The following is a 13,196-nucleotide window of genomic DNA, read 5'->3' as shown; positions in this document are numbered from 1 at the left end:
GCATCTTGAGCGAAGGCAAAAGGCAATGAAAAAGACAACGCAGGCCATTGCTCAGGAACTCGAGACTCGTGGCTTTTCCGTGGTGCGGGGATTCCTCGCGGCTGAAGACGTCACGGAAGATCTGCTGACATTCCTGGCGGAAGCACCGAAGTTCGCGGATGGTGTCATCAATGGAATAGCCGACGAGCAGATGTCGGGCATCCGACGAAAGATCGAGACCCTCATACCGGAGATCGGCGGCATGCTCGGCTTGTCGATGTGCCAAGACCGCTTCAACTACTGTGCGATCCGTATCCGGGAGGCCCATGGCGAGCCGGTACTGAGGACTCCATTCAACCCTCATCGCGACCCGAAAGTGGCGCCGGGAGGGGTCCTCAACTGGCACCTGGATCACTTCAGCTACTACCTGTATGGCGATCACCGGAACTGGCTGATCTGCTACATGCCGGTGATCAAGCCGTCGCCCGACCTTGCCAATCTCGCCATCATTCCTTCCGACGTGCTCGAGTCCTGTGACACAGAGCTGTCACGACGCATACAGGGCCGCGGCGCAATGCGCTTTCGTCGCGTTGAGACAGACACGATGGCCTGGTTTCGCATGCGCTTTCCCGAGCAGACGATCGCAGTAGATGACTGGTTTGCGATTGACGATTTCGACGACTCAACCATGGGCTGGAAGATCAACATCGATCTGGAAAAATGCAAGGTAGTACCCAGGTTGGACGTGCACGATCTCCTGATCATGCGTGCGGACGTTATCCATCGTACAAATGATGCCGGGAGCGACAGAATCTCCATTCGCTGTGATGGCATGCCATCCCACGCGAGGGAAATCGACACTACGATGGGCCTGCTCAAGTTGACCGCCAGCCTTCCCTTCGTGGGGAAGAAAAGGCGATACAACCTCCGTAACTGGGTCAAGACCGAGTGGAAAAAGAGGCTGCGCCGCAGCTTCGGTTAACTACACGCATATTCTTCTCCGACAATCTCGGCTGCGGCCAGTGGCTGCACTCATGCAAGTGAGCGTGCGCCCCTGTCAGCAGCCGGATTCGATCCATCTGGAACCACAAACATGTTTGCCGACAAGCACATCCTGGTCACTGGCGCGACCTCCGGTATAGGGCGCGCCGTGGTCGTCGACCTTCTCCGTACCGAGGCACACCTGATAGCGGTAGGCCGCAATCGCAAGCACCTCGAAGACCTTGCTCTGCTGGGCAAAGACAAGGTCACTACGATCGAATTCGACCTGACGGATTTTGGAGGCTATCGGAAGCTGATAGCTGATATGCCGTCGCTTGACGGACTTGTTTGCTCAGCAGGCATCGTTGAAAACAACCCGCTCCGCTTCTTTTCCCTGGAAAAGTACCAGCGGACCGTGGATGTCAATCAGACTGCCCCGCTTCACCTGGTAGCGGAGCTCGCCAAGGCAAACAGGCTTCGTGACAAAGCTTCTATTGTCTTGCTGTCCTCAATCACTGGAACGTCCATAGGCATGAAGGGTACGGCCGCCTACGCAGCGACCAAGGCGGCCCAAGCTGCCTACGCCAAAGTCATGGCTCTGGAATTTGCACACAAAGGCATCCGCGTGAACGCCATTGCTCCGGGCATGGTGCAGACGCCACTCGTGGACGGCTCACATCAGCTCTCCGCTGAAGCAATTGAACTGGACAAGGCACGCTATCCGCTGGGGAAACGCTACGCAGAGCCGGAGGAGATCGCCTCCGTGGTCCGTTTCCTGCTGTCGGTTGACGCATCATTCATGACCGGACAAAACGTGGTGGTGGATGGAGGATTCACGGTTCAATGAGCTCGCAAGACGTCATCCTGCTGGGGCGCGGCGGCTTTGGTCGCGAAGTCGCCGCGTGGATCAAGGCCAGGGCCATGCCGTACCGCGTAAAGGGATTTTTGGACGACACTCAGGACGGTCCGGAAGTGCTGGGCCCCATCAAGGGACACAGCCCCACGCAGACGGAGAACGCGCTGTATCTGACCAGCCTGGGAAGCGGGAAGCCGCGCACCCTCTTGCGGCGCGAACTGGAATCGCGCGGCGCCCGCTTTGCGAGCCTCGTCTTTCCCGAGGTGACCAGCGCATCGGACCTTTCCGCCACCAGGAACAGCATCTTCTTGGGAGCATGCAGCATCTCCAACAACGTCACGCTGGGTAATGACCTGCTGGTCCAGGGTTTTGCCATCGTCGGACACGATGCCGTCCTGGGCGATGGCTGCACGATCAGCAACCATGCGTTCATTGGCGGCAACGCCAAGCTGGGTCCATGCTGCACGATTCACCCACACGCCGTGGTGTTGCCGCATATCGTGGTCGGAGAGGGGGCAGTAGTTGGCGCCGGTACCGTGGTCATAAAAAACGTGCCACCCGGCGCCACTGTATTCGGGGTTCCAGCGAAAATCCTTGTACCTGGCCGAACCCAATGACGGACATATACATCAACGATATCGGGACCGCTCTTGGCTCTTTGCGGGAGCAGAACGATGCACAATCCCTCGGCCAGGCGGAGGCCGACTGTTTACGTATCGTCGATAAGACGGGCATCAGGAGCAGACCGGTCGCGGCCGAGCACGAATACTCCAGCGATCTGGCGTGCACCGCAACGAACGCGCTCCTCACCGAGACCGGGACTGTAGCAACCGATGTGGGGGCGCTACTGGTCTGCACCCAGACTCCAGACCATCTGATACCGGGTGTGTCTTCACGCGTCCACGGTCGACTGGGCTTTCCGAAGAGCTGCTTCGTGCTGGATATCAACCAAGGTTGCTCTGGATTCGTCATTGGCACTCAAGTCATGACGAACTGGCTCCGGGCAACCGGTGGCAGTGGCATCCTGGTCAATGCCGACACCTACTCGAAACTGGTTAGGCCACATGACCTTACGACCAGAGTCATCTTTGGGGACGCTGCGACGGCGACCATGCTCTCCACGAGAAGAGGCGGGTTCAGGGTCGTTCATTGCCGAAGCTTTGCTGACGGCTCCGGATACGATGCCTTTGTCGCCCGAGGCTCTGCCTTGCGCAACGACCAGCACCAACAGGCGGGGATCTACATGGACGGCCCGGGCATCTTGAACTTTGCCCTGCAAGCAGTTCCGGACGCTATCACCCAGACCTTGGCCGACGTGAACCGCAGCTTGGGTGACATCCGCATGGTCCTCTTCCACCAAGCCAACAGATTCATCATCGGCCAGTTGGCAAAGAAGCTGAAGCTGGCGAAAGAACAGACACCCTGCAACTACTCAGATCTCGGCAACACCGTCTCGGCATCGATCCCGCTGCTGCTGAAGGAGCAGATGAATCAGCTGCAGCCAGGGGATCTTGTGCTCACTGTCGGCTTCGGAGTGGGGCTTTCCTGGGGGGCGGCTCTTCTCGAGCGCGTGAAAGATTAATGGAAGAGCATGGCCACTACTCACTTGACACCCGATACTTCGAAAACTCATTGCCCGCGAAAAAAAGCCCCAAAACTCCACTCCGACCATGAAGCTATTCACAAATAGTCATGAGAGAAGAACCTAACACTAAGGTCACTCCCCATGATCACCCGATGAATTCCTGGGTGAGGAGCATGGAGGCACGCGCATCATTTTACATCAGGGGTTCATCGCGACCCAGGAAGGACAATGATTTTGACTGGAAATGGTTCCGGAAATTTCCGACGGCACACCTCTTGGATATCCGTCGCGTACTCAATCCTCTATTGAAAAAAATAGGCTTCAAAGGGTTCGGCGGATTCTCGCCCGCATGGCTTGCAGAAAACTCGTTCGAACTATGGCTGACGCGACAGGCATTGGCCGATGAACTAAGCCGTCGGATGTTTGACGATGCATTGATTCTTAAAATTGTAGGCTATCGCCGGTTCTATTTCCCGCGCGAGGAATTTAGCCCCATCTTCGAGATTGTGGATGATCGACCGTTTTCGGCAGAAGGCCTCCTATCCACATACATCGGGACCCCGCTGAGAGATTTTCACGTAAATACCACTGGAGTACCCGTGCGGGTCATCGCCGCCGATGGAATGATCGACCTATTGAATGCCTATCGGCAGTATTTTATATGCCGAGACGGGCTCGATTTCTCACCCGCTCCTGGCGAGATTATCCTGGACTGTGGGGCATGCATTGGTGATGTCGGCGTTCTTTTTGCCGGCATGGTGGGACCCCATGGCCAGGTGCACATGTTCGATCCCATGCCAGCGCATGTTCGCGTTTGCCGTCATCAGGCAAAATACAACCCGAACTTGGAAAAGGTCATCCACATCGTACCGATGGCCGTCGGCTCGAGATCTGATTTCGAGGGAAAATCCCTCCCCGAGGATAACCACATCAATCCTGCAGCGCGCGCGACGTCAGAAATGCCGTTCATCTCGATTGACGACTATGTAGATAGTCGAGAGATCCAGATTGACTACATCAAGATGGATATTGAAGGCGGTGAAATTCCGGCCCTGGAAGGCGCAGCAAAGACAATTGCGTCACAAAAACCGCGCCTTGCGATCTCTGCGTATCACAAGGAGGATGACCTGTGGACAATCAGGAAGAAGATATTGTCACTTAATCCGGATTACCAGCTTCATTTTGGCCACCACACGCCAGTTCAATGGGAGTCGGTCATCTATGCCATCCCAAAGACGCGGCACCAGGCAACAAGGACTATGCCGCAGAGAGATTCATGATAAAAGCCGAACTGCATTGCGTCCAACGAACCAGCAACCAAGTGCCATTGTCGCCTCCGCCGAAAGCAGAACTATTATCGAAGCATCTGGTCCGAGTCGGTTCAACAATACGACATCTGATGCAATCATCAGGATTAAGACGATACCTTCAATAAGCACCCGGGCATGTTGCCGGTCGCATGCAGTGACACGCGCGGCATAAGCTTGATGCAAGGCGAAGAGAATCGGCCACGGCACAAACAACAATGAATAGCGGACTGATTCACTGAAGCCTGCACCAAAAACCATGGGTATGATCGGTGAAACCACTAGAATGGCCAGACCCGCGCCGCAACCGTAGAGAAATGCACTGCTCACCACAAGTCCGAAAATTCTGGCTTGGGCGGGCGTTCGGTACGATGCCATCAAGCGCGGCAGTGTGGCGCTCATGAGCGCCGATACAGGCATACCGAACAAGCTGATTACGCGAAACGCAACGGTGTAGGGGCCGACCGCGGCTCCACCCAGCAACTGAAGCATGAGTACCTTGTCGACCTCGAGATAGCTGGTGCCAACCAGGCCTCCCACTGCGTAGACCCCCCCCTGCCGCAGGCTGTCGCGAAGCGGGGCGCGCATATGCCAAGCCGGCCACGCAGCAACAACACGCACCAACCATATCGACGCCACGCAGCCAAGCAATGAGCCGGCAAAGTGCGTGACCACCGCGTTTGATGGCGTTCCGACGAAACCAGCAGAGAACGCTAACACCCCGGCAAGCAGACGAAAGGCTGGTATTAGACATACGGCACCAAGCGATGCTGATCCGTGCTCGATAGCAAAGCACTGACTCGCCGCGACCTGTGCAATCGGGAGACACACCAGCTCAGACAAGCCGAGCAGAAACATGATTCGTAACCCGAGGGGTTGGTGGACGATAAGCGAAGTGGCCATCAGAAGGATCACGAGGAGTGAGCCGACCACCGCAACCTGCAGCAGAGCAGTCGCCCACATGCCGCCCATGTGCCGATGTTCCCGGGCGACCCACTTCGCCAGCAGCACGGGCATCCCCCAACTCGCCAACGGTGAAGCCAATATGGCGAGAGCAACTGACCCAGCAAATATCCCATAGCCAGTGGCACCGAGCCAACGTGACATCAAGAGAAGATAAACCGCTTGAATCACCGCTCTCGTGGCAAGGCCGGTGGCGGCAAATATGCTGCTTTTCCCAAGATGGCCAATTTGAAGTTGGCCGGGGAGCAGTCGATTCACGAAATCGAACATTGCTTTTAGTGACCTACGTACGAACGGTACCAGGCACTTCCCGGGCCTGACGCCGGAGCGTCGGGATGCGCATTGCACATGTCCTCAATCCCACTCTGAGAAAACCAAGGAATGTGAAATTTTCGGCGAAGTCAAAGATGGCATCCTTTACTGCACCGAGATCACAAGCCCGGAGGCCCCACACGAGAAGACTTGCGGCAGATTCCCAGCGATAGTCAGGCCTATAATCACGTTCACCAGAAAAAAAAGCCCTTGCATCAGTGTCGAACTGAAGTGCAGATCGATAAAACGCGACCCTCGCCCGAACCCCCGAACGTAGGGCGGAATTTGGACTTACGCGATAGACTGCAGCGACCTTTGGCAAGTAGGCGACCCGGTACCTCGAAGTCACGTAGGCATTCAGCACGCTGTCGCCGAATCGATATTGCGCCTTTGAGAGCGTTGAATTCTCGAAATCGCGCACAGTCTCCCGGCGGAGGAGAACCGTGCATGTGCGCAATATTTTCGGGAAGTGCCAAGTGGGAAAGAGGTCGCCCTCCAGACGTTTTGACGCTACGCGCCGGTGCACCGACTTGCGCATATTGTGCACCCAATGGCCATTCGACATTTTTGCCTTAGTCCAATCACTATGGACAATGCCCACTCTTTCATCTTTCTCGATAAGTTCAACCTGGCGCGCCAGCTTGTCTGACGCGCACCAGAAGTCGTCACCCTCGCAAAAACTCACATAGTCACCACGGGCCAGGGAAAAAATCCTTTTCCCATTCGCGTTCATGCCGACGTTGAATTTCGAGCGAATCACTCGTACTTTTTCCGGAAAACGAGCCTGGTATGCGAGCGCAATGGATAACGTTTTGTCGGAGGAAGCATCCTCGCCAATTATTAGCTCGAAGCCAAAATCGCAACACTGAGCAATTACTCCATCAATAGCGTCAGGCAGATAATCCTCATGGTTGTAGGTGAGCATCAGGATGCTCACCTTTGGTGAGGCAACCAATCGCTCCGGATCGCTTATTTCGATAAAATCATCGGCATGCTCGGACATATGGTCAACCTACTGGGACCAGTGCCGTGACTATGCGCTGGGATGGGCCTTTTCCCGCCACGGCCGCAGGCGGTCGTCGCAGTTTGACGTAGTGACCGCCTGCCAAGAACGCACCTATGCCGCCCGGAACGTCGGACTCCATCAGTGCGTTCGTGCCGAGCCCATCAGGACGTTCCGTGCGCTCCCGCATGACAATGGTCGGGACGCCCAGAGCAGCGAGCTCTTCCTGGTTGGAGCCACCGTCGGTGAGCACGCATGCGGCTCCAGCCGCCAGGCGCAGGAATGCGCCGTATCCGAGTCGGGGCGACAATTCCACACCCGGAGCGAGGCGGAGCCTCTGATCCAGGCTTTCGGCGGCAAGTCGAGCTCTTGTGGCCGGATGCATTACAAAACGTACCGGCAGCACTTTTGCAGCCTCTTCGATCAGGTACACAAGCTGACGCAAGCGACGCTTGTTGTAGATGTTTTGAAAGCGATGAAGAGACACCACGATGTAAGGTGCAGCGACATCCGGCCTTATAGCCGCAGCACCGGTCATCGCGACAGCGTCCACGATCGTGTTTCCGACCGTATCCACCACCTCCGCTCGATGATGATGAAGCATGTGCGCCACTGAGGCTTTATTTGGGCACATCGCCAGATCGGTGAAATGAAAGACCACCCTGCGCAAAATTTCCTCAGGAAACGGATCAAACAACTTCCCCGATGTCAGTCCGCTCTCAAGATGCACAACTCGAGCGCCGTTGCGCCGACCGGAGAACGCGCCGACGAGCGTGGACAAGGTGTCTCCGTGCACGAGCACACTGACCGAGCGACCACTGCGTGTAAAACCCCTGATACAACGTGATACCCCTGCGTAGGCAAGAGGAAGCCAACGCAGCAAGGAACCCACAGTGGACCTCTCTATAGCCCGTACGGCTGACACCTGAGGGGAGCGAATACCGAACTCCTCCACCAAATCCTGCATTGTCTCTTCGTGCTGACCGGTCATGAGCAATGTGACCGGCAAACCAGCTGACTCGCAAGCAACAACCACCGGCGCCACTTTGATCAGCTGGGCGCGTGTCCCGACGACAAAGACAATTTGGGATTGAAGCGTCTCAGTCATTGCGCCGGTACATCAACGCCGTGATCTGCTCGGACACCAGTCCGATCAGGAAGATGATCACTGCCGCGCTCCACAGCAACGTGCTTCCATTCGTCAGACGACCCGAATGCAGGTAGGTCCACAAATAGTTGCCGCAACCAAGCAGGAAGAACGCAGCGCTCGCCGGAACGAAAAGCTTCAGGGGCGAGTACAGCGTGGCGATCTTGAAGATGATCAGCAAGAACCGCATGCCGTCGCGCAGCGGACGGATATGGCTGGTGGTGCCGTCGCGCTGCGCCACGTGGATCGGTTCGTAGGCCACCGGATAGGCGCTGCGGAAGAACGCCATGGTGCTGGTGGTGGGGTAGCTGAAACCGTTGGGCAGCAGATACAGGAACTCGCGGAACTTGTCCGCGCGCACCGCACGGAAGCCGGAGGTCAGGTCCATCACGCGGTGGCCGGTCATCTGCGTGGCCAGCCAGTTGTAGAGGGTGTTGGCGACGCCCCTCCCGACCCCCGCCTGTCCTTCCCAGGAGCGGGCTCCAACCACCATGTCGTATCCCTGCTCCAACCGTGCGAGCAGGCGGGCGACATCGGCCGGATCGTGCTGACCATCGCCATCCATGAACACCAGGACCTCGCCCGTGGCCGCCCGGGCACCGCGCTTGATCGCCGCGCCGTTGCCCATCGAGTAAGGGGAGGACAGGCAGGTCACCCCGGATCGGGCGCAGACCTCCCGGGTGTCGTCGGTCGAGCCGTCGTCGACCACGATGATTTCCGCCTCCGGATGCAGCGCATGCAGGGCGGGCAACAGATGGGCGAGCGCTGGCGCCTCGTTCTTGGCGGGAAGGATGATGCTTGTCTTCAAACCAGGATTCCCCCGACGGTGGCTGGTGATCATAGCGCGGTGACCTCGCCTGCCGCTGCGCCCCGCCCCGGCCAAAGCCGGGACTGCTTCGCATCTCCCGGAAATGGGTCCGACCGGAACGCTTGCGAGTGATGACCGCCCTGCTAGAGTGGAGTAAATTCCACGTGAATCAGCGGGCTGGGGCAGATTTCACCATGTCATCTCAAGTACAGGCATCTCTTGCTGGTCTCTCGGGCATGGCCCGCAGGCTGGTTTCGGAGGGCGTGGTGCCGGAGGCCGATGTCCGCAAGGCCGTGGCGGACTCGACCCAGGCCAAGGCCACGCTGGCCACCTGGCTGCTGGATCACCAGCTGGTCGACAGCACGCGCTTCACCCAGGTGGCCTCGGTCGAGTTCGGCATGCCGATGATGGACGTGACGTCCCTTGCTCCGGCCAGCATGCCGCTGAACCTGATCAGCGAAGCGCTGGTCACCAAGCATCGCGCCCTGCCGCTGTTCCGTCGCGGCAAGCGGCTGTACGTCGGCATCGCCGACCCGATGCAGTCGCACGCGCTGGACGAGATCAAGTTCCACTCCAACTGCATGGTGGAACCGATCCTGGTCGAACGCGGGCAGCTGCAGCGGGCGATCGACGGCGCGATGAGCGCCATGAACGCCAACATCTCCGACATGGGCGGCAGCGACCTCGACGACCTCGAGCTCGAGACCTCCGGTGGCGACGAGGAGGCTGACCAGACCGGCATCGACGCGACCGGGGGCGATGACGCCCCGGTGGTGAAATTCGTCAACAAGGTGCTGGTCGACGCGATCCGGCGGGGCGCCTCGGACATCCACTTCGAGCCATTCGAGAGCCAGTACCGCGTGCGCTTCCGCATGGACGGCATGCTGCGCGCCGTGGCCAGCCCGCCGATGAAGCTGGCCAGCCGCATCTCCTCGCGCCTGAAGGTGATGGCCCAGCTGGACATCGCCGAGAAGCGCGTGCCGCAGGACGGGCGCATCAAGCTCAACCTGTCCAAGAGCCGCGCGGTCGACTTCCGTGTCAGCACTCTGCCCACGCTGTTCGGCGAGAAGATCGTGCTGCGTATCCTGGACGGCTCGGCGGCCAGGATCGGCATCGAGAAGCTGGGCTACGAGCCGGAACAGCAGAAGCTCTACGTAGATGCGATCCACAAGCCCTACGGCATGGTGCTGGTCACCGGCCCCACCGGCTCGGGCAAGACGGTGTCGCTCTACACCGCGCTCAACATGCTCAACACCGCCGAGCGCAACATCTCCACCGTGGAAGACCCGGTGGAAATCCGCGTCGAGGGCATCAACCAGGTGCAGCAGAACACCAAGCGCGGCATGACCTTCGCCGCTGCCCTGCGCTCCTTCCTGCGCCAGGATCCGGACGTGATCATGGTCGGCGAAATCCGCGACCTGGAAACCGCCGAGATCGCCATCAAGGCGGCGCAGACCGGTCACATGGTGTTGTCGACACTGCACACCAACGACGCCTCCCAGACCATCTCGCGACTGATGAATATGGGCATCGCGCCCTACAACATCACCTCGTCGGTCACGTTGATCGTGGCGCAGCGCCTGGCGCGACGCCTGCACGACTGCAAGAAGCCGATCGAGCTGCCGCCCGAGACTTTGCTGGCTGCCGGTTTCACGCAAAAGGACATCGACGAGGGCATGACCATCTACGAGGCGGCCGGGTGCGATGGCTGCAACGAGGGCTACAAGGGGCGCGTGGGCATCTACCAGGTGATGCCGATGCTCGAGGAGATCCAGAAGATCATCCTCAGGGGCGGCAACGCACTGCAGATCGCCGAGACCGCCAAGGAGGCCGGCATCAACGACCTCCGCGCCTCGGCCCTGATCAAGGTGAAGAACGGCCTGACCAGCCTGACCGAAATCGACCGCGTCACCAAGGACTGAAGCACCGGGTTCCGTGGCCCGCGACACATTGCGGATGCGTGTCCGGCCACGGAAAACGGCATCGGAAATGCAATAAGCTGTATCAGTTACCGCCGGCCACGGGTCGGTTCAAGGTGGGATGAGGGGGAGACGCATGGCTACGGCGACGGCAAAGAATCCGCGGGATCTGGGCGCCCAGCGGGCCCAGGTCAGTCAGGCGACCGTGTACGACTGGGTAGCCCTGGACAAGCGCGGCAAGCGCATGAAGGGCGAGATGCCCGCCAAGAACGCCTCGCTGGTCAAGGCGGAACTGCGCCGCCAGGGCATGAACCCACAGACGGTGAAGGAACGCGGCAAGCCTTTGTTCGGCGCCACCGGCAGCACGGTCAAGCCGCGCGACGTGGCCATCTTCAGCCGCCAGATCGCCACCATGATGGCTTCGGGCGTGCCGATGGTGCAGTCCTTCGAGATCATCGCCGACGGCCAGAAGAACATCCGCTTCAAGAACATCCTGACGGACGTGAAGCAGGGCATCGAGGGCGGCGCCTCGCTGAACGAGGCCCTGGCCAAGTACCCCATCCAGTTCGACGAGCTCTACCGCAACCTGGTCCGTGCCGGCGAATCGGCCGGTGTGCTGGATACCGTGCTGGACACGGTAGCCACCTACAAGGAGCGGATGGAGGGCATCAAGGCCAAGATCAAGAAGGCCCTGTTCTACCCGGTGATGGTGCTGGCCGTGGCGCTGCTGGTCAGCATGATCATGCTGCTGTTCGTGGTGCCGGTGTTTGCCCAGACGTTCCACGACGCCGGTGCGGAGCTCCCCGCCCCCACCCAGATCGTGATCAACGCCTCGGAGTTCATGAAGGCGTACTGGTGGCTGGTGATCGGCAGCATCGTCGGCGGCATCGTGGCGCTGGTGGTGGCCAAGAGGCGTTCGGTCAAGTTCGCCCACTTCCTCGACCGCCTGATGCTGAAGCTGCCGGTGATCGGCAACATCCTGCGCCAGTCGGCCATCGCCCGCTTCGCCCGCACGCTGGGCGTGACCTTCAAGGCGGGCGTACCGCTGGTGGAAGCACTCGATGCGGTGGCCGGCGCGACCGGCAGCGTGGTCTACAGCGACGCCGTGAAGGCCATGCGCGACGACATCGCCGTCGGCCACCAGCTGCAGCTGGCGATGCGCCAGACCGGCCTGTTTCCCAACATGGTGGTGCAGATGACCGCCATCGGCGAGGAATCCGGTGCCCTGGACAGCATGCTGTTCAAGGTGGCCGAGTTCTACGAGGAAGAGGTCAACAACGCCGTCGATACCCTTTCCACCCTGCTCGAGCCGCTGATCATGGTGATTCTGGGCGTGCTGGTGGGCGGCATGGTGATCTCGCTCTACCTGCCGATCTTCAAGCTGGCGGCAACCGTCTAGGAAGACCCGCCCGGGTCTCGTGGCCCCTTTCCCCCGCGGGAAGGGGCCTTTTCTTTTCCGCGACAGGCAACCCATGACCGACCTGCCCCTCTGGATGTGGATCCTTTCCGCCGGCGTGCTCGGCCTGCTGGTGGGCAGTTTCCTCAACGTGGTGATCCTGCGCCTGCCCGCCAGGCTCGAGGCCGAATGGCGGGCCGATGCCATCTCCGTGCTCGAACTAGAGGAAGAGCAGCAGGCACCGCCGCCGCCGGGCATCGTGTTCGAGCCCTCGCACTGCCCGAAGTGCAAGCACCGGCTGGCGTTCTACGACAACATCCCGGTCTTCGGCTGGCTGCTGCTGCGCGGGCGCTGCCGCTATTGCCGCGAACCCATCTCGGCACAGTACCCACTGGTCGAACTGATCACCGGCCTGTGCAGCGCGGCGATCGTCTGGCGCTTTGGCGCAGGCTGGCCGGCACTGGCCGGACTGGCCTTCACCTGGGCACTGATCGCCCTCTCCGGCATCGACCTGCGCACGCAGCTGTTGCCTGACCAGATCGTCTATCCGTTGCTGTGGCTGGGCCTGCTGCTGTCGTTGGCCCCCTTCCTCGTGCAACCGGGCCCGGCCATCCTCGCCGCGGCCATCGGCTACCTCAGCCTCTGGAGCGTGTACTGGGCGTTCAAATTGCTCACCGGCAAGGAGGGTATGGGTCACGGCGATTTCAAGCTGCTCGCCGCCCTTGGTGCCTGGATGGGGCTGGGCTGCCTGCTGCCGGTCGTGCTGCTGTCGTCGCTGATCGGCGCGATCGTGGGTGGCACGCTGATGGCGCTGAAGCGCCACGAACGCGATGTACCGATGCCGTTCGGTCCTTTCATCGCGGCCGCGGGCTGGGTCTGGTTCGTCGCGGGCGACCAGCTGTGGTCGGCCTACGCCCACCTCACCGGGCTGCACTGAGGC

At 59.8% G+C, this 13,196-nt stretch carries 12 protein-coding genes; 8 read left to right on the top strand and 4 right to left on the bottom strand.

All coding sequences use genetic code 11. The features are described from left to right. The first annotated feature begins 25 nt into the window (after window positions 1–25). The 5 genes from NC595_RS08400 (at window position 26) to NC595_RS08380 (ending at window position 4,681) form a co-directional block, all read left to right on the top strand. Window positions 26–961 (top strand): hypothetical protein, encoded by a 936-nt coding sequence (locus tag NC595_RS08400; protein WP_253565919.1) that lies wholly within the window; start codon window positions 26–28, stop codon window positions 959–961. A gap of 111 nt (window positions 962–1,072) precedes the next feature. Beyond that, window positions 1,073–1,807 carry an SDR family NAD(P)-dependent oxidoreductase gene (locus NC595_RS08395; protein WP_253565918.1) on the top strand — a complete coding sequence of 245 codons (735 nt, stop codon included), beginning with the start codon at window positions 1,073–1,075 and terminating at the stop codon, window positions 1,805–1,807. Continuing rightward, a complete protein-coding gene (locus NC595_RS08390; RefSeq protein WP_253565917.1) occupies window positions 1,804–2,433 on the top strand; it encodes a PglD-related sugar-binding protein in 630 nt (209 codons plus the stop codon). The genes NC595_RS08395 and NC595_RS08390 overlap by 4 nt, the downstream gene beginning before the upstream one ends. Beyond that, window positions 2,430–3,398: a 3-oxoacyl-ACP synthase III family protein gene (locus NC595_RS08385; protein WP_253565916.1), complete on the top strand. Its 969-nt coding sequence runs from the start codon at window positions 2,430–2,432 to the stop codon at window positions 3,396–3,398. The genes NC595_RS08390 and NC595_RS08385 overlap by 4 nt, the downstream gene beginning before the upstream one ends. Before the next feature lie 278 nt (window positions 3,399–3,676). After that, on the top strand, window positions 3,677–4,681 hold the full coding sequence (locus tag NC595_RS08380) for an FkbM family methyltransferase (protein ID WP_253565915.1): 1,005 nt from the start codon (window positions 3,677–3,679) through the stop codon (window positions 4,679–4,681). Here NC595_RS08380 and NC595_RS08375 read toward each other — a convergent pair. Genes NC595_RS08375 through NC595_RS08360 form a run of 4 tightly spaced genes read right to left on the bottom strand, consistent with a single transcriptional unit; the run spans window position 4,676 to window position 8,974 of the window. Then, a complete protein-coding gene (locus tag NC595_RS08375; RefSeq protein WP_253565914.1) occupies window positions 4,676–5,929 on the bottom strand; it encodes a lipopolysaccharide biosynthesis protein in 1,254 nt (417 codons plus the stop codon). The two genes, NC595_RS08380 and NC595_RS08375, sit on opposite strands and share 6 nt — an antisense overlap. A gap of 25 nt (window positions 5,930–5,954) precedes the next feature. Next, window positions 5,955–6,986: a glycosyltransferase family 2 protein gene (locus NC595_RS08370; protein ID WP_253565913.1), complete on the bottom strand. Its 1,032-nt coding sequence runs from the start codon at window positions 6,984–6,986 to the stop codon at window positions 5,955–5,957. A gap of 4 nt (window positions 6,987–6,990) precedes the next feature. Beyond that, window positions 6,991–8,094: a UDP-N-acetylglucosamine 2-epimerase gene (locus NC595_RS08365; RefSeq protein ID WP_256489013.1), complete on the bottom strand. Its 1,104-nt coding sequence runs from the start codon at window positions 8,092–8,094 to the stop codon at window positions 6,991–6,993. Beyond that, on the bottom strand, window positions 8,087–8,974 hold the full coding sequence (locus NC595_RS08360; protein ID WP_253565912.1) for a glycosyltransferase family 2 protein: 888 nt from the start codon (window positions 8,972–8,974) through the stop codon (window positions 8,087–8,089). Before NC595_RS08360 ends, NC595_RS08365 begins: the two co-directional genes overlap by 8 nt. A 161-nt stretch (window positions 8,975–9,135) precedes the next feature. Between NC595_RS08360 and pilB the strand changes: the two genes are divergently transcribed. From pilB to NC595_RS08345, 3 genes are all read left to right on the top strand, one after another. After that, window positions 9,136–10,863, top strand: a complete 1,728-nt coding sequence (pilB, locus tag NC595_RS08355) for a type IV-A pilus assembly ATPase PilB (RefSeq protein ID WP_253565911.1) — start codon at window positions 9,136–9,138, stop codon at window positions 10,861–10,863. A 133-nt stretch (window positions 10,864–10,996) separates the two neighbouring features. Then, the gene (locus NC595_RS08350; RefSeq protein WP_253565910.1) at window positions 10,997–12,259 is read left to right on the top strand and encodes a type II secretion system F family protein; all 1,263 of its coding nucleotides are present in this window, start codon (window positions 10,997–10,999) and stop codon (window positions 12,257–12,259) included. A gap of 73 nt (window positions 12,260–12,332) precedes the next feature. After that, window positions 12,333–13,193, top strand: coding sequence for a prepilin peptidase (locus NC595_RS08345; protein ID WP_253565909.1), 861 nt, complete (start codon window positions 12,333–12,335; stop codon window positions 13,191–13,193). The last annotated feature ends 3 nt before the right edge of the window (window positions 13,194–13,196 follow it).

The sequence above is a fragment of the Dyella lutea genome, from assembly GCF_024158035.1.
In the GTDB taxonomy this organism is placed as follows: domain Bacteria; phylum Pseudomonadota; class Gammaproteobacteria; order Xanthomonadales; family Rhodanobacteraceae; genus Dyella_A; species Dyella_A lutea.
Note: the sequence above shows the minus strand (reverse complement) of the source record. Positions and strands in the feature narration are given on the sequence as shown.

Bases quoted from the DNA above. Each gene is read 5' to 3' on its own strand.
- NC595_RS08400 (WP_253565919.1), top strand. From the start codon at position 26: ATGAAAAAGACAACGCAGGCCATTGCTCAGGAACTCGAGACTCGTGGC.
- NC595_RS08395 (WP_253565918.1), top strand. From the start codon at position 1,073: ATGTTTGCCGACAAGCACATCCTGGTCACTGGCGCGACCTCCGGTATA.
- NC595_RS08390 (WP_253565917.1), top strand. From the start codon at position 1,804: ATGAGCTCGCAAGACGTCATCCTGCTGGGGCGCGGCGGCTTTGGTCGC.
- NC595_RS08385 (WP_253565916.1), top strand. From the start codon at position 2,430: ATGACGGACATATACATCAACGATATCGGGACCGCTCTTGGCTCTTTG.
- NC595_RS08370 (WP_253565913.1), bottom strand. From the start codon at position 6,986: ATGTCCGAGCATGCCGATGATTTTATCGAAATAAGCGATCCGGAGCGA.
- NC595_RS08365 (WP_256489013.1), bottom strand. From the start codon at position 8,094: ATGACTGAGACGCTTCAATCCCAAATTGTCTTTGTCGTCGGGACACGC.
- NC595_RS08360 (WP_253565912.1), bottom strand. From the start codon at position 8,974: ATGATCACCAGCCACCGTCGGGGGAATCCTGGTTTGAAGACAAGCATC.
- pilB (WP_253565911.1), top strand. From the start codon at position 9,136: ATGTCATCTCAAGTACAGGCATCTCTTGCTGGTCTCTCGGGCATGGCC.
- NC595_RS08350 (WP_253565910.1), top strand. From the start codon at position 10,997: ATGGCTACGGCGACGGCAAAGAATCCGCGGGATCTGGGCGCCCAGCGG.
- NC595_RS08345 (WP_253565909.1), top strand. From the start codon at position 12,333: ATGACCGACCTGCCCCTCTGGATGTGGATCCTTTCCGCCGGCGTGCTC.